Below are 16,225 nucleotides of genomic sequence, written 5' to 3'. Positions count from 1 at the left end.
CATGCGGCGGCACGCGCCGCGGCAGATCCTCCTTCGCCGCCCGTGCCGGTCACGGCGAGGCTGCGGTCGCCGCGGCCACGACGCTGCCGGGGCGGGGATGGACTGGGCGACAATATGCGCATGAACGCCCTCTCCCATGGCCGCCTGCTGCGCGACCAGTCCCTGTCCGCCATCGCCGCCGGGTTCGTGACCGTCCTGGTCGGGTTCGCCAGCTCGGCGGCCATCGTGTTCCAGGCCGCGCAGGCGCTGGGCGCCACACCGGCGCAGACCAGTTCGTGGATGTGGGCGCTGGGCCTGGGCATGGGCGTGACCTGCCTGGGCCTGTCGCTGCGCTGGAAGATGCCGGTGGTGACCGCATGGTCGACGCCGGGCGCGGCGATGCTGGTGGCCTCGGCCGCCGGCGTGCCGATGAGCGAGGCGATCGGCGGCTTCCTGCTGTCGGCGCTGTTGATCACCATCGCCGGCTTCTCCGGCATCTTCGAGCGGATGCTCAGCCGGATTCCGGTCCCGCTGGCCGCCGGCATGCTGGCCGGCGTGCTGCTGCGCTTCGGCCTGGATGCGTTCGCCGCGATCCAGACCGAGCCCGCGCTGGTGCTGGGCATGCTGGGCACCTACCTGGCCGCGCGCCGCTGGTGGCCGCGCTACGCGGTGATCCTGACCCTGGCCGCCGGCATCGGCATCGCCGCACTCGCCGGCTCGCTGCACGTGGCGGGGCTGCGCCTGGAGCTCGCCCGCCCGGTATGGACCACGCCGCAGCTGAGCGTGGCCGCGGTGCTCGGCATCGCCCTGCCGCTGTTCGTGGTGACCATGGCCTCGCAGAACGTGCCGGGCGTGGCGGTGATCCGGGCGTCAGGCTATCCGGTGCCGATCTCGTCCGCGGTCGGCTGGACCGGTGCGGTCAACCTGGCGCTGGCGCCGTTCGGCGCGTTCGCGCTGAACCTGGCGGCGATCACCGCGGCGATCTGCATGGGCCCCGAGGCGCATGCCGATCCGGCCCGACGCTACATGGCCGCGGTCTGGGCCGGCCTCTTCTACCTGCTGGTCGGCGTGTTCGGCGCGACCGTGGCCAGCCTGTTCGCCGCGTTTCCGCAGGCGCTGGTGCTGGCCATCGCCGGCATCGCCCTGCTCGGCACGCTCGGCGGCAGCCTGGCCGCCGCGCTGCGCGAGGCGGACGAGCGCGAGGCGGCGCTGGTCACCTTCCTGGTCACCGCCTCCGGCCTCAGCCTGGCCGGGATCGGCGCCGCGTTCTGGGGCCTGATCGCGGGCGTGGTCGTGCGCGTGGCCCTGCGCCGCCGACGCTGACGCCGCCGACGCACGTCACGTCACGTCACGCGGACAGGATGTCCCCGCATCGCGGTCCGTCATCGGCGGCGGCGCGGCGCCATGCCTGCCACCTGCGTACGGCGCCGGACCTGCGCATGAGATGCGGCGCATCTCCACACGTCGTCCGACGCGGTTGACTGCGCCAGACGCGCAACGCCATGGCGCCGTGCTGCGGCCGGCGGATCGCGCCGCCACGCGCCGTCCCGGCATGCATCGGCAACCGGCAACCCATGCAGTCCGGCCTCTGCCGGGTCCATCGCGGCGCGCGGGTGAACCATGACGCGCATGCCGCCAGTCGCCCCCCGCCACGTCGCCGGGCCCCCCGCGCGTGGCCGGCGTCCGTCCCACTCCACCGCTCCACGCGTCGGTACCGAACGGCGCGCGGCGGACGCCCGGGCGGGTCACGCCCCTGTCATCGGCCGCGGCCACACTCGCCGCGCTTCACGACAGGGGGATCGGCATGGGTGGCTTCTGCAAGCGTGGCGCGATGGCGCTGCTCGCCGGCATCGCGCTGGCATCGTCGGCATGGGGGCAGGACGATGTGGAGCGGCTGCGTGTCCACGGCTCGCATTCGGTCGGCAGCGACCTGATGCCGGCGCTGGTCGAGGACTGGCTGCAGGCGATGGAGTACGGCGGAATCCGCCGGGTGCGCAGAACGGCCGCGCTGCTCGAGGTCCATGCGGTGCGCGACGGCGTGCCGCTGGTGGTGGAGATCGACGGATCCGGCAGCGCCGCCGGCTTCGCCGCGCTGGTCCGGGGGGACGCGGAACTGGCGATGCTGGCGCGCGCGCCGGATGCGCGCGAGCGCGATGCGGGCTGGCAGCTCGGCGACCTGGCCTCGCCGGAACAGGAGTACACGATCGCGCTCAACGGTGCGGCGGTCCTGGTCCACCGCGACAACCCGGTGCAGGCGATCGACCTCGCCCAGCTGCGGGCGCTGCTCGCGGGGGAGCTGCGCGACTGGTCGCAGCTGGGCGGCCGCGCCGCACCGGTGGCCCTGCAGGTGGGGCCGGCCGACGGCGGCCTGCACGAATTCCTGCGCGAGCGCCTGGGCGCACCGGCCGCCCCGCGGACGGGGGCGCTGCGGCGTCACCGCGACCTGCGCAGCGCGGCGGCCGCGGTCGCGCGCGATCCGCTGGCCGTGGCCGTGGTCGAACTGAGCACGCCGCTGCCGCCGGGCACGCGCACCCTGGCCGTCTCCGACGGCGCCACGGCGATTGCCGCCGATGCCGCCGGCGTCCGCAGCCGCGACTATCCGCTGGTGCGCGCCTACCGCCTGTATGGCGGGCAGATGATGTCCGCGCTGGGTCGCAGCTTCGCGCTGCATACGCTGACCCCGCGTGCGCAGCGCGTGGTGCATGCGCGCGGCCTGGCATCGCTGCAGCTGGCCACCGCGGAGACGGCGCCGGACCCGGCCGGGCTGCCGCAGGATTACCGCGACGCGGTCGCCGGTGCACGCCGGCTGCCGGTCGCGCTGCGCTTCAACCTCGGTTCCCTGAGCACGCCGTTCGACAGCGGCTCGGCGCAGGACATGGAACGGGTAGCGGCGTGGATGCGGCAACCGGAGAACCGCGGCCGCGCGCTCAGCGTGGTCGGTTTCGCGCCCGAGGATCCGGGCAGCCGGATGTTCGCGACGATGACCTCCAGCAGCCGCGTCGACATCGTGGCGGCCTGGCTGATCGAACACGGCATCGCGGTGCAGCGCAAGCGCGCGCTGGGCGCGCAGCGGCCGCTGACCGGCGGCAGCGATGCCGGCGCACGCGCACGCAACGAACGCGTCGAGCTGTGGGTGCTCTGAGCCACCGCGACGCGCCGCACCCGACGACGGCACCGCGCGCGCGTGAGGTGATCGCGCGCGGGTAGACTGGCCGCTCCACCGTGATCACGAAGGAGTGCGGATCCATGCGCCTGGGGCTTGCCGCCAACCGCCTGCACCACAGCACCGAAGACGCCGCGCTGTTCCGCCTGCTGCGCGCCAGCGGCCAGGGCATCCGCGAGCTGGGCCTGGACCTGCATGCGGTGGGCCGCACCTACGATGCGATCGTCGCCGCCGGCATGCTCGGCGGGCACGCCGGCCTCAAGCGCTATCCGTACGGCCGCGAAGGCGGCCTGATGAAGCTGGTCGCCGAGGTCGTCGGCATGGAGTCGCCCGAGCGCACGCTCGACGGCGCGATCTACCTGATCGATCCGGTCGATCCCTCGTCGATCTTCCCCGAGGCGATCGCGCTCAAGCGCCAGTGCGTGATCCAGGGCAAGCCCTTCATCTCCACCGTGGCCAGCGCCCGCGACTGGATCGAGAACGAACGCATCCATGCCGGCCTGGCGCCGGACCCGGGCGCCGACCGCTTCCACGCGTTCGAGTCGCAGACCCTGGCGCTGATCGCGCACGACGCGATGAAGCCGCAGATGCTGGCCTTCGCCGCCGAGCACTACGACGTGCTGTCGCGGTTTTCCCGGCGCGTGGCCACCGGCACCACCGGCCAGCGCCTCAACGAGATGGCCTGGAGCCAGGGCTGGCCTCAGGACACGCCGTGGGTGCACCGCTTCCACAGCGGCCCGATGGGCGGCGACGCGCAGATCGCCGACCTGGTGCTGGAGCGGCGCTGCCAGCGCGCGGTGTTCTTCGAGGACCCGCACGTGGCGCGCCAGCACGAGGCCGACATCCAGCTGCTGGAGCGCGCGGTGACCACGGTCACCGACGAGGCCGTGTGCATCACCTCGCCGGCGGTCGCGGCGCGCTGGGTCGCCGCGGTGCGGCGCCGCGCCGGGCAGCGCGCGGCCTGAGCGGAGCGCCGCGATGTGCGTGGTCGCCTTCGCCTGGGACGTGCATCCGCGCTGGCGGCTGGTGCTGGCCGGCAACCGCGACGAATTCCACGCCCGCCCGACCGCGCCGCTCGCGCGCTGGGACGATGCCCCGTCGATCACCGGCGGCCGCGACCTGGAGGCCGGCGGCACCTGGCTGGGCGTCGACGACAGCGGCCGCTGCGCACTGGTGACCAACGTGCGCGACCTGCGCGCACCGCAGGACGGCCTCTCGCGCGGGCTGCTGGCCAGCGACTGGCTGCGCGGCGGACAGGGCGCCCTCGCCCATGCCGCCGCACTGGTCCCGGCCGCGTCGGGCTATCGCCCGTTCAACCTGCTGCTGTTCGACCGCCGGGACGGCCTCTGGCTCGGCAACCGGCCCGGCACGCGCCAGCAGCCGCTGGCAGCCGGCGTGCATGCACTGTCCAACGCCGAGCTGGATACGCCGTGGCCGAAGACGGTCGCGCTGGCCGCGCGCATGCGGCAGTGGCTGCGGACCGGCAGCGAGGACGTGCGCGACCTGGAGCCCCTGTTCGCCGCGCTGGCCGACGACACCGTCTGGCCGGACGCGGACCTGCCCGATACCGGGATCGGCCTGGCGCGCGAACGCTGGCTGTCGTCGGCCTTCATCCGCGGACCCGTTTACGGCACCCGCGCCAGTACCGTGGTCGCGCTGGACCGGTCGGGCGGCGGGCTGGTCATCGAGCGCCGCTGGGGACCGGACGGCGTGGCGCTGGGCGAGACCACGCTGACCCTGCGCCGCTGAGCGGCCGGCGCGTCGAGGTCGGTGGCATGAGGCGTCGTGGATGCGCCGCCGGCGCATGCCACGCCCGCGTCAGCCGGAGGCGGCCGGGCGCAGTTGCAGCAGCCAGTGCGCGCCGCCGGTCGAGGATTCCTGCGGCAGCGGCTCCAGCTCGATCTCCCACTGGCGCAGCCGCCCGGCGCCATCCTGCAGCTGCAGCGCCGCGGTCTGGCCCACGCCCGGCTCCAGCCGGTCCTCGAGCAGCTGCAGCGCCTCCTGGCCGGCGCCATTGCGGACCGGCAGCGCGGTCAGCCGGCATCCGATCAGGCTGCCGGTGTCGAAGCCGCATTCGGCGGCGAAGGCGGGATTGGCGAACACGATGCGGACCGGCGCGTGCGGCGAGGCGCGCTCGACGATGCCCACCGGCGCGCGCAGGCGCATCAGGGTGGCCTCGAGCATCGACACGTCCTTCTGGTAGCGCTTGCGCTCCATCAGCTCGATCAGCACGCGCAGGTTGCGCGCCGACTCCAGGTGCAGCTCCGACCAGGCGCGCGCGCGGCCGCGCACCGTGGTCTGCCACAGCTCGAAGCTCTTGCGCGGCGACAGCCGCGCGCCGTCGAAGTCCTGCAGCTTGGACAGGTCAGGATTGCCGGCCCAGTTGACCGTGCGCACCTGCTCGCGCCGGGTCCACAGCAGCGCGCTGCGCGACTGCGGCAGCAGCGGCACGAAGATGAAGCCGGCCGCCTCCGCGGCCAGATCCTCCAGCAGCGGGAAGACCTCGCCGATGGTGTCGGTGTGCATCGCGCCGATGGTGCCGGACGTCGGCACCACCGCTCCGCCCTCCTCGATCGCGCTGCGGATCCGCAGCAGGCCGTCCTCGTCCGGCAGGCGGCCATGGCGGGTGACGCGGTCGCCGTGGAAGATCGCCACGCCGTCGGCGTCGACCACCTCGACCAGGTCCGGCGCCATGTCCGCCAGCATCTGCGGGGTCATGCTCTGGGCTTCGCTGAAGGCGGTGATGAGCTTCTCGCGCACCGTCATCAGCAGCTCCTCCTCGCGGCTGCGCTCGATCGCCGCGAGCCCGCCGACGCGGGCCGACAGCGCGCGGCTGACGGTCTCGGCCACGTCGCGCATGACCTGGCTGACGAAGTACGGCGCGTAGTGGTGGCAGGCGATCAGGCCCCACAGACGGTCGTTGACCACCAGCGAGGTCACCAGGGTCGCGCTGACGCCCATGTTGCCCAGGTATTCGCAGTGCACCGGCGAGACGCTGCGCAGGCTGACGTCGCTCAGGTCCAGCGGCTGGCCGTCGCGCGGGTCCAGCGCTGGCTCGATCGGCACCGGCGTGTACCCCACATCGACGATCTGCCGGATCCGGGTGCGCAGGTACAGCGCGCGCGCCTGCGCGGGGATGTCGGTGGACGGGTAATGCAGGCCGTAATAGCTCTCGAGCCCGTCGCGGTGGGCCTCGGCGATCACGTCGCCGTGCCACTCGTTGTCGAAGCGGTAGACCATGACGCGGTCGTAGCCGAGCAGGCTGCGGATCGCATTGGCCGCCCGCTGGCTGGCCTCGGCGATGGTCGGCGCGACTTCCAGCTCACGCAGGATCGGCACGGTGTCGGCCATCACCGACTGCACCAGGCCGCCGCCCTGCGCCGGTTCCAGCTCCACCAGCCAGCGCTCCGGCGCCAGATGCCAGGCGGCGACCCAGCCCGCGTCATCCGGGCGCAGGCGCAGGCGCACCGGCGTGTGCGGCAGATGCGCGTGACCGGTGCCGGAGCCGACCTGCGACAGCGTGCCGACCATGGCCAGCAGCTCGCGGTGGTCGCGGCCGACCACGCCGCCGTCGTCCACGCCGAGCACCCGCGCGGCGTTGGCGCTGGCCTGGATCACGCGCCCGTCGGCCGGATCGATCGCCAGCAGCACCCCGTGCGGCTGGATCGAGCCGGGGATGTGGATGGGTTCGCGCGCGCAGGCGTCGAGGTCGACGGGAGCGTTGTTCATCGGGTCGTGCATGCCAGGTGGTCGTGGAAACAGCCGAACATGGTCCTGGCCCCGCCGACCGCGAGCCGCTGCGAGGCGGCATCGGGCAGGGCCGCCTGCAGGCGTGTCTGGAAGTCGCGCCAGGCCGGTGCGGCCGGCGGATCGAAGTAGCTCAGCGCCGCGCCCAGTTCCGGTCGGCGGTCGCGCACATGCCGTGCGATCAGGCGCCCGCCGAGCGAGGACCCTTCGATCACGTAGAGCATGCCCCAGCGCTCGGCCGCGGACGGGGCATCGGGAATGGCCTGTCCGCTGCCCGCCTCGGCCGGGATGTCCAGCGCATGCAGGTCGGCCAGCAGCCGCGGCGTGCGCCAGGCGTAGTGCCAGCCGATGGACAGCCCGTCGAGCCAGTCGTGATAGCGCGTCTCCCAGGCCGACAGCAGCGCCAGGTGCCGCCGCAGGACGTCGACATAGCGCTCGCGCGACAGGCCGGGGTCGAGCAGGGCCGCCATCGCCGGCAGCGCCTCCACCGCCGCGTGCACGTCGCGGGTCGCCTCCCGCAGCCGTTCCCAGGCGCCGGGCGGCGGGGACGATGACGCGTCCGTGTCGGTCAGCGCGGTGCGATCCATGGGGTGCGGTGGTGTGAAGGGCGGGCGCCAGCCTAGCAGGCCGTGTCCCGCTGGTCCGTGTACCGGCACGCACCCGCCACGTCCCGCTCATGCAGCTGAACGGCGCCGCGTGGACCGCCGGTGCGTTCACCCGGCGCTGAGGTCGGCGTGGGCAGGCTGGCGCCCCGTTCCCATATCAGGAGTCCGGCAATGCGTACTTCGATCGGCACCAGCCTGCTTGCAACCGCCCTGGCGCTCGGCCTGTCCATGGCCGCCCCCGGCGCCGATGCGCGCGACCGCAAGGGCGACGCGACCATGACCGGCCAGCAGGTCCGCGAACTGCTGACCAGCGAGGGCTACACGAAGATCGACGACCCCGAGTTCGAGGACGGCATGTGGGAGACCGATGCCACCAGCGCCGACGGCAACCGCGTGGACGTGCGCGTCGACCCGGCCAGCGGCAAGGTCTACGCCGAGGACATCGTCTCGCGCCTGAGCGCCGAGGACATCAAGGCGCGGGTGACCGCCGCCGGCTATTCCAAGGTGCATGACGTCGACTACGACGACGGCGTATGGAAGGCCGATGCCGAACGCCAGGACGGCAAGAACGTCGAACTGAAGATCGATCCGAACGACGGCCGCATCCTGGCCGTCGAGAACGACTGACGCGGCGGCGCGGTCGCCGCCTCCGCGGTGGTGCGGCGCGCGGCGGCCGCGCCGGCCGTCAGGCCGTGGGCGTGTCGCCTGCCACCGGCGGCGTCCGCGCCGCACGGTACCAGGCCACGCCCCAGGCGCCGGCCAGCAGCAGCGCCGCCAGCAGCCACGGCGCGCCGGGCAGATGGGCCGGTGCGTCGTCGCCGATGAAGGCCGCGAACACGCCGGCGAACAGCATCGGCCCGAACACGCCGGCCAGGCTGACCAGGCTCATCAGCGCGCCCTGGATCCGGCCCTGTACCTCCGGCCCGACCTCGCGCGTGATCAGCGCCTGGGTCGATGGCGAGGCCAGCGCCCACAGCGCGCTGACCGGCAGGCCCAGCAGGAACACCCATCCGCTGCCGGCCAGTCCGTAGATCACGAAGCCCGCCACGCCGCAGCCCAGGCCGAGCAGCAGCGTGCGCCGCTCGCCCAGCGCGCGCACGATGCGCCCGACCAGCACCGCGTTGACCACGATGCTGCAGACGCCCACGCAGGCCAGCACCCAGCTGACCTCGCGCGGTCCCCACGCGAAGCGGTAGTCGGCGAACAGCACGAAGATGCTCGGATAGACGAAGTGGGCCAGGTTGGCCAGGAACACCACCGCCGCCAGGCCGAACACCTGCGGATGGCGCTTGAGCAGCATCAGCGCGCCGAACGGGTTGGCATGGGAGAGGTCGAAGCGCGGCGCGCGCCGTTCCGGTGGCAGCGACTCGGGCAGCACGAACCAGCCGTACAGCACGTTGAGCAGCGCCAGCCCGGCGGCGAACCAGAACGGGAAGCGCAGGTCGATGCTGCCCAGCCAGCCGCCGACCAGCGGCCCGGCGACGAAGCCCAGGCCGAACGCCGCGCCAATCAGCCCGTAGCCCTTCGCGCGCTCGGCCGGCGTGGTCACGTCGGCGATGTAGGCGTTGGCGGTGGTGAAGCTGGCCGAGCAGATGCCGGCGATGATCCGCCCGGCCATCAGCATGCCCAGCGAGCTGGCCAGCGCCATGAACACGAAATCCAGGCCCAGTCCGAGGCAGGACACCAGGATCACCGGACGCCGCCCGAACCGGTCCGACAGCGCACCCTGGACCGGCGTGCAGACGAACTGCACCGCCGCGAACACCATGCCGAACACGCCGACCCAGCGCGCGGCGCTGGCGACGTCGCCGCCGGTGAATTCCTCGACCAGGTGCGGCAGCACGGGAATGATCACGCCGAAGGACAGCACGTCGATCAGCACGGTGACGAAGATGAAGACCAGGGCCCCGCGGCGGACGCCGGGCCGGTGCGGGGATGCGGTCACGCGCGCGATGCCGGGTGGGAAGGCGCGAGTGTAGCGGCAGCGCGCGGGGCACGCGCCGCGGCCGCAGCGCCCTGACATCCATGGATGTCAGGGACGCCGTGCGCAGGCCGGCGCGCGTTACAGCAGCGGCGTCACCGAGATCGTCTGCACCAGGGTATGGCTCGCGCCCGGCGCCAGCTCGACCACTTCGGGACCGGCGTTGGCCGGCTCCAGGCACAGGAAGCCGCGCCAGTGGTCGGCGCCGACGTCGGCCATCCGCGCGGCGGCCTGCGCACCGGGATTCCACAGCACCAGGGTGCGGCTGCCCTGCACGGCGATGTCGATGCGCCGCTTCAGGCCCGGGTCGTGCAGCTGGTAACGGCCGCCGCCGTTGCCGTAGATGCGGTCGGCGCGACCGGGATCGCGCGGGTCGGCCAGCACCCAGTCGCCCTGCTGGCGGTGCGGGTTGAAGCCGTCGTTCTTGTCCAGGAAGGTCAGCCCGTCCAGCCCGCTCACGCGCACCTGGTTCACGTCGGAGACGCGGAAGTAGTTGTGCAGCGCCTGGGTGAAGCGCACGGTGTCGGCGCCGGCGTTGGTGGTGATCAGCCGCTGCTCCAGGGTGCGGCCGATGCGCAGCTCCATCCGCAGGCGCAGCGCCAGGTCGTCGAACACCGGCGGCAGCAGTTCCAGCACCACCGTGCCGTCGACCTCGCGGCGGGCGCTGCCCAGCTGCCACGGCATCGTCCGCACCAGGCCATGCGAGGGCACGTCCTTGCCCTGGTCCTGGCGACCGAAGTACGGCCAGCACACCGGCGTGCCGCCCCGGGTCGGCGACGGCGGGCCCTGGTTCAGCGGCGACAGCCAGAACACGTCCTGCTGGCCGGCCGGCACGAACGACAGCACATGGCCGCCGAACAATCCGATCGCGGCCGTCGCGTGCGGGGTCTCCACCAGCAGCGCCTCCAGGCCGTTGAAGCTGCCCAGGCGCAGGCCGGGTACGTTCTGTTCGCGCAAGACGGCGGTCCTCTGGATCGCGGGGGAAGGCGACTGCAGCAGCTGCGGATAGGCGGCCGGCAGGGTGAACGCGGTGCCGCGCGGCGGCGGCGCTTCGGCCTGCAGCGCGGCCAGGATCTTCGTGCCGGCGCGGCCGTCGGCGGGGGTCAGGCCCAGCCGCTGCTGCTCGACCACGATCGCCTGGCGGCTGGCGCTGCCGATCATGCCGTCGACCTGGCCGATCGCATGGCCGCGCGCCAGCAGCAGGGTCTGCAGCTGGCGGCGCTGGGCGCGGTCCAGGCCGGGATCGTCGGTCGGCCAGGCGGCGACCAGGCCGGCACCGCCGCGCAGGCGGTCGGCCAGGGTGCTGATCGCCAGCGCGTAGCTCTCGGCGGCGTTGTAGGAAAAGATCGCGTCGTAGTTGCGGAACACCAGGAACGCCGGGCCGTTCGCACCGGCCGGCAGCAGCACCGCGGCCGGCTGGTCGGACGGCGCGATCGCGCTGCCGTCGATGCCGGTGACACCGCGCGCGACCCAGTCCGACAGCGGGCGGCGCTTGGTCCGTCCGGCCAGCCCCGCATCGAAGCCGGCCGGCAGCCGCACCTCGTGGCCCCACGGTTGGCCGCTGCGCCAGCCAGCGCGCTTCAGATAGTTGGCGGTGGAGGCCAGCGCGTCGGGAATGCTGTCGACCAGGTCGCGGCGGCCGTCGCCATCGCCGTCCACCGCGATCCGCGCGTAGGTCGACGGCATGAACTGGGTGTGGCCGAACGCGCCGGCCCAGGAGCCGGTCAGCTGCGGATCGCGCAGGTCGCCGCTGGCCAGCAGCTTGAGCAGGGCGATGAACTCGCCGCGGAAGAACGCCTGGCGCCGGCCCTCGCAGGCCAGCGTCGCGAGCGACACCCGCAGCGGGCGCTTGCCGGAGACGCGGCCGTAGTCGCTCTCCACGCCCCAGACCGCGACCACGGTGACCGGATCGACGCCGTAGTCGGCCTCGACCTTCGCCAGCAGGTCGCGGTGCCGGTCCAGCATCGCGCGGCCATCGGCGACGCGCTGGTCGTCGACCAGGCCGGCCAGGTAGTCCCAGATCGGGGTCTTGAACTCGGGCTGGGCGTCGAGCAGCTTCAGCACGCTGCGGTCCGGCTGCAGATCGGCGGTCAGCCGGGTCCAGGCGTCGGCCGGCAGGCCCTGCTTCACCGCCTCCGGCTGCAGGGTCTGCAGACAGCGCGCGAACGCCGGATCGGGCGCGATGGCGGCGGTCGCGGCGTCCACCGGTGACGTGGCGGTCTGCGCGGCGACAGGCAGCGCACAGCAGGCCAGCAGGCCGAACAGCAGGGAAGCGGATCGCGTCATCGTGGGGTCCGGCGGCACGGCGGGCCATCATAGGCGAGGCGCGCCGGCGCGGTCGTGCCGCGCCGCACCGGAAGCGCAACCCGGATCGGCCATCCGCGGTGCGCCCGCCCCACGGCGCGAACAGGACGCACGTATCCGCGCGATCCGCCGCCCGGTGCCCGGCACCGCGGACACACGCTCAGCGCAGCTCGCCGTCCAGGTAGTACCAGCGGCCATCCTCGCGGACGAAGCGGCTGCGTTCGACCATCCGCACCGCGCTGCCGCCACCGACCCGGTAGCGGGCGACGAACTCGACCTCGGCGCTGTCGGCGCCGGTGACCGCATGCTGCTTCACCTGCAGGCCCAGCCAGGTGGTGCGTGCGCCGGGCGCATCGTCCAGCGGCAGTTCGTCCGCGCCGGGCCGCGTGGACGGGTGCCAGCTCGCCAGCAGGTAGTCGCGCAGCTTCAGCACGTAGGCGCTGTAGCGCGAGCGCATCAGCGCGGGGGCATCGGGCGCGGCCTCGCCGGCGTGCCAGCGGCCGCAGCAGCGCGTGTAATCGGCCGCCGCACCGCAGGGACAGGCCTGGCGCGCGGCGGTGCTCAACGGCGGCCGGTCTCGATGAAACGCAGGAACTCGGCGCGGGTGCGCGCGTCCTCGCGGAAGCTGCCCAGCATCTTGCTGGTGACCATGCTGACGCCGCGCTTGTGGATGCCGCGGGTGGTCATGCACTCGTGCGCGCCTTCGACCACCACGCCCACGCCCAGCGGCTGCAGCACGTCCTGGATGGTCTGCGCGATCTGCGCGGTCATCTTCTCCTGCACCTGGAAGCGGCGGGCGAAGGTCTCGACCACGCGCGCCAGCTTGCTGATGCCCACCACCTTGCCGGCCGGCAGATAGCCGACGTGGACCTTGCCGATGATCGGCGCCATGTGGTGCTCGCAGTGGCTTTCGTACTCGATGTCGCGCAGCACGATCATCTCGTCGTAGCCGGCGACCTCCTCGAAGGTCCGCTCCAGGTAGGCGCGCGGATCGTTGCCGTAGCCGCTGAACCAGTCGCCATAGGCTTCGGCCACGCGGCGCGGCGTATCGAGCAGGCCCTCGCGGGTCGGATCCTCGCCGGCCCAGCGCAGCAGGGTGCGCACGGCGTCCTCGGCCTGGGTCTGGGTGACGGGGGTGGCGGGATCGGTCTTGTCGGTCATGGGAACGGCGCCCGGACAGGGGGCGAGCATCGTACCCGACCGGCAGCGGCCCGCCCCTGCTTTCCGGTGAACCGCCGGGCCACCGGCATCGCCGGCCCGTGCCGCCATCAGGGCCGATCGCGGTCGCGCGCCCGGCACGTGGGCGATCCAGCCGCCTCGTGCCGGGCCGCTGCCCGGCGAAGCGCGCGGGAACGGCGGAGCACGCATTCCCTGGCACACCCGCGCGCCGGCGCAGGCCCGTCCGGCGTGCGCGTGCCTGGCGTGGCGGCCAACTCCGCAGATCCTGCCGGCGGGTCCGGCCGTGCCAGTGCGGCAACGGCGCGAAGCCCCTGCATGGCCGGCCGCGCGCGTGCGATCGCCGCCGTCGAGGTCACCGCTGAAACCATTGCGGCGGCCGGCGCGTGGCGGCCGTGCCTGCTAGCATTGAGCGGCTCTCCGCACAGCCGCCGGCTGCGACGGCGACGCCTTCCTCCCCTCTTCTGCCGAGTGCTGCCGTGTCCTTCTTCTCCACCGTCGAACTGGTCCCGGGCGATCCGATCCTGGGACTGACCGAGGCCTACAACGCCGATGCCCGCCCGACCAAGGTCAACCTGGGCGTGGGCATCTACTACGACGAACAGGGCCGCATTCCGCTGTTGAAAGCCGTGCGCCAGGTCGAGGAAGCGCTGGCCGCCGCCGGCCGTCCGCGCGGCTACCTGCCGATCGACGGCCTGGCCGCCTACACCCAGGCCACGAAGGAACTGCTGTTCGGCAAGGACTCCGAGCTGCTGGCCGCCGGCCGCGTCGCCACCACCCAGACCGTCGGCGGCAGCGGTGCGCTGCGCGTCGGCGCCGAGCTGCTGCGCAAGGTGCTGCCGCACGCCACCCTGGCGCTGAGCAACCCGAGCTGGGAGAACCACCGCGCGGTGTTCTCCGCCGCCGGCTTCGAGGTCGTCGACTACACCTACTTCGACGCAGCCAGCCACGGCCTGGATTTCGCCGGCATGCTGGCCGACCTGTCCAAGCTGCAGCCGGGCACCACCGTGCTGCTGCACGCCTGCTGCCACAACCCGACCGGCGCCGACCTCACCGTCGCGCAGTGGAAGCAGGTCGCCGCGTTGCTGAAGGAACGCCAGCTGTTCCCGTTCGTCGACATGGCCTACCAGGGCTTCGACAAGGGCATCGCCGAGGACGCCGCCGCGATCGGCATTCTGGTCGAGGCCGGCATCGACAGCTTCGTCGTCGCCAGCTCGTACTCCAAGTCGTTCTCGCTGTATGGCGAGCGCGTCGGCGCACTGACCGTGGTCGCGCCGAGCGCCGACCAGGCCAAGGCCGTGCAGTCGCAGATCAAGCGCATCATCCGCCAGATCTATTCCAGCCCGTCCACCCACGGCGCGGCGCTGGTCGCCGGCGTGCTGTCCAGCCCGGAGCTGCGCACGCTGTGGGAGCAGGAACTGACCGAGATGCGCGAGCGCATCCACGCGCTGCGTGGCGGCCTGGTGCAGAAGCTGGCCGCGCTGGGCGCACCGGAGTTCGGCTTCATCGAACGCCAGGCGGGCATGTTCTCGTACTCGGGCCTGAGCAAGGTCCAGGTCGACCGCCTGCGCGACGAGTACGGCATCTACGCCGTCGGCACCGGCCGCATCTGCGTGGCCGCGCTGAACCAGCGCAACCTCGAGTACGTGGCCCAGGCCGTGGCGACCGTCTCGAAGGACTGAGGCGGGCCGGCAGCGCCGGCGCATCCACGCTGGGAACGAAGCCGGGAGCGCGGACGCCTCCCGGCTTTTTCGTTGCGGCGAACCAGCGCGATGGCCCTGGCTCGAACGCGCATCGGTTCCGCCATCGGCGGCATCCGCCAGACGGCCGTGCTGCACGATGTGCTCCGGCCAGCAGCGGCGCCATGCTGTCAGCGCTGTCAGTGCCGCGGGGCACGCGGCATCGCGCAGGCGAGCGTCTCCAGCACGGCCGCGCGGGTCGTCTTTGTCGTGCGCAGCGGCGACAATACGCGCCCCCTCGCTGCAAAGGCCGTCCTCGATGTCGCGTACGTCGCTGACCCGTTTCCTGATCGAAGAACAGCAGGCCGGCCGCATCGGCCCGGAACTGCGCCAGCTGATCACGATCGTCTCGCGCGCCTGCAAGCGCATCTCCATCGCGGTCAGCAAGGGCGCCCTCGGCGGCGTGCTCGGCGATGCCGGCACCGGCAACGTGCAGGGCGAGGCGCAGAAGAAGCTGGACGTGCTCAGCAACGACATCCTGCTGGAGGCCAACATGTGGGGCGGCCACCTCGCCGCCTGCGCGTCGGAGGAGATGGACCACAGCCAGCCGGTACCCAGCGAATACCCGGTCGGCGACTTCCTGCTGCTGTTCGATCCGCTGGACGGCAGCTCCAATATCGACGTCAACGTCTCGGTCGGCACCATCTTCTCGGTGCTGCGCTGCCCGCCGGGCGTGGCCTGCGCCGGCGACGAGCACTTCCTGCAGCCGGGCACGCAGCAGGTCGCGGCCGGCTACTGCATCTACGGCCCCAGCACGATGCTGGTGCTGACCCTGGGCAACGGCACCCACGCGTTCACGCTGGAGCGCGAGGAAGGCAGCTTCCTGCTGACCCAGGCCGACATGCGCATTCCCGAGGACACGAAGGAATTCGCGATCAACATGTCCAACCAGCGTCACTGGGAAGCGCCGATGCAGGCCTATGTCGGCGACCTGCTGGTCGGCAGCGAGGGTCCGCGCGGCAAGGACTTCAACATGCGCTGGATCGCCAGCATGGTCGCCGACGTGCACCGCATCCTGACCCGCGGCGGCATCTTCATCTATCCATGGGACCGCAAGGACCCGACCAAGGCCGGCAAGCTGCGGCTGATGTACGAGGCCAACCCGATGGGCCTGCTGGTCGAGCAGGCCGGCGGCGCGGCCACCGACGGCCGCCGCCGGATCCTGGAGATCCAGCCCGACCAGCTGCACCAGCGCGTGCCGGTGTTCCTCGGCTCGAAGCACGAGGTGGCCGAGGCGACCCGCTACCACCTGGAGCACGATCAGGCGCAGGCCAGCGCGCACTGAGCGTCCGGTGCCGGCGGCATCGCCTCCGGCCCTGCATCCCCATCGTCCGCGCGGCTGCGGACACGGTCGCGCCCCCGGCGTGACCGGCATCACGCCGCGCTGACATCCCGCATGCGACGTTCGCCGATCGGTTCCAACAAGCGCCGGACATCGGCGCGTCCGCGGAGGATCCGTACGCGGCCGCTGCGGACATGATGTCCGGCGATCCTGCGTACACCCGCGAACGCGCGTCCAGGGCGGCATCGA

13 protein-coding genes are annotated in these 16,225 nt (G+C 72.8%); 7 read left to right on the top strand and 6 right to left on the bottom strand.

Features of this window, described 5'->3' with window-relative positions:
• Nucleotides 1-120: 120 nt before the first annotated feature.
• From IB242_RS19055 to IB242_RS19040, 4 genes are all read left to right on the top strand, one after another.
• Nucleotides 121-1,302, top strand: a complete 1,182-nt coding sequence (locus IB242_RS19055; RefSeq protein ID WP_192283280.1) for a benzoate/H(+) symporter BenE family transporter — start codon at nt 121-123, stop codon at nt 1,300-1,302.
• 481 nt (nt 1,303-1,783) lie between these two features.
• Complete coding sequence (locus tag IB242_RS19050) at nt 1,784-3,121, top strand: substrate-binding domain-containing protein (protein ID WP_225540867.1); 1,338 nt, start codon at nt 1,784-1,786, stop codon at nt 3,119-3,121.
• A gap of 104 nt (nt 3,122-3,225) precedes the next feature.
• Nucleotides 3,226-4,107 carry a methylglyoxal synthase gene (locus IB242_RS19045; protein WP_192283272.1) on the top strand — a complete coding sequence of 294 codons (882 nt, stop codon included), beginning with the start codon at nt 3,226-3,228 and terminating at the stop codon, nt 4,105-4,107.
• 13 nt (nt 4,108-4,120) lie between these two features.
• Nucleotides 4,121-4,891 (top strand): NRDE family protein, encoded by a 771-nt coding sequence (locus tag IB242_RS19040; protein WP_192283270.1) that lies wholly within the window; start codon nt 4,121-4,123, stop codon nt 4,889-4,891.
• A 69-nt stretch (nt 4,892-4,960) separates the two neighbouring features.
• On the opposite strand, the gene IB242_RS19035 is transcribed toward IB242_RS19040, so the two are convergent.
• Together IB242_RS19035 and IB242_RS19030 are read right to left on the bottom strand one after the other, a co-directional pair.
• A complete protein-coding gene (locus IB242_RS19035) occupies nt 4,961-6,883 on the bottom strand; it encodes a GAF domain-containing protein (protein ID WP_192283268.1) in 1,923 nt (640 codons plus the stop codon).
• On the bottom strand, nt 6,868-7,476 hold the full coding sequence (locus tag IB242_RS19030; RefSeq protein ID WP_192283260.1) for a biliverdin-producing heme oxygenase: 609 nt from the start codon (nt 7,474-7,476) through the stop codon (nt 6,868-6,870). Before IB242_RS19030 ends, IB242_RS19035 begins: the two co-directional genes overlap by 16 nt.
• A gap of 189 nt (nt 7,477-7,665) precedes the next feature.
• Between IB242_RS19030 and IB242_RS19025 the strand changes: the two genes are divergently transcribed.
• Nucleotides 7,666-8,121: a PepSY domain-containing protein gene (locus tag IB242_RS19025; protein ID WP_192283257.1), complete on the top strand. Its 456-nt coding sequence runs from the start codon at nt 7,666-7,668 to the stop codon at nt 8,119-8,121.
• Nucleotides 8,122-8,179: 58 nt separating this feature from the next.
• Here the strand turns inward: IB242_RS19025 and IB242_RS19020 are convergent, their stop codons facing one another.
• The 4 genes from IB242_RS19020 to folE form a co-directional block, all read right to left on the bottom strand.
• Nucleotides 8,180-9,448: a TCR/Tet family MFS transporter gene (locus IB242_RS19020; RefSeq protein ID WP_343237179.1), complete on the bottom strand. Its 1,269-nt coding sequence runs from the start codon at nt 9,446-9,448 to the stop codon at nt 8,180-8,182.
• 108 nt (nt 9,449-9,556) lie between these two features.
• Nucleotides 9,557-11,761: a lytic murein transglycosylase gene (locus IB242_RS19015; protein WP_192283253.1), complete on the bottom strand. Its 2,205-nt coding sequence runs from the start codon at nt 11,759-11,761 to the stop codon at nt 9,557-9,559.
• Between the two features lie 178 nt (nt 11,762-11,939).
• Nucleotides 11,940-12,344, bottom strand: a complete 405-nt coding sequence (locus IB242_RS19010) for a YchJ family metal-binding protein (protein WP_225540866.1) — start codon at nt 12,342-12,344, stop codon at nt 11,940-11,942.
• A complete protein-coding gene (folE, locus tag IB242_RS19005; protein ID WP_192283251.1) occupies nt 12,341-12,940 on the bottom strand; it encodes a GTP cyclohydrolase I FolE in 600 nt (199 codons plus the stop codon). The genes IB242_RS19010 and folE overlap by 4 nt, the downstream gene beginning before the upstream one ends.
• A gap of 494 nt (nt 12,941-13,434) precedes the next feature.
• On the opposite strand from folE, the gene IB242_RS19000 reads away from it, so the two are divergent.
• Both IB242_RS19000 and IB242_RS18995 read left to right on the top strand, forming a co-directional pair.
• Nucleotides 13,435-14,637 (top strand): amino acid aminotransferase, encoded by a 1,203-nt coding sequence (locus IB242_RS19000; RefSeq protein ID WP_192283249.1) that lies wholly within the window; start codon nt 13,435-13,437, stop codon nt 14,635-14,637.
• A 316-nt stretch (nt 14,638-14,953) separates the two neighbouring features.
• Nucleotides 14,954-15,979, top strand: a complete 1,026-nt coding sequence (locus tag IB242_RS18995) for a class 1 fructose-bisphosphatase (protein ID WP_192283247.1) — start codon at nt 14,954-14,956, stop codon at nt 15,977-15,979.
• Nucleotides 15,980-16,225 lie beyond the last annotated feature (246 nt).

This window comes from Xanthomonas sp. XNM01, assembly GCF_014851915.1.
Taxonomy (GTDB): domain Bacteria; phylum Pseudomonadota; class Gammaproteobacteria; order Xanthomonadales; family Xanthomonadaceae; genus Pseudoxanthomonas.
This window is presented reverse-complemented; position numbering and strand designations above follow the sequence as displayed.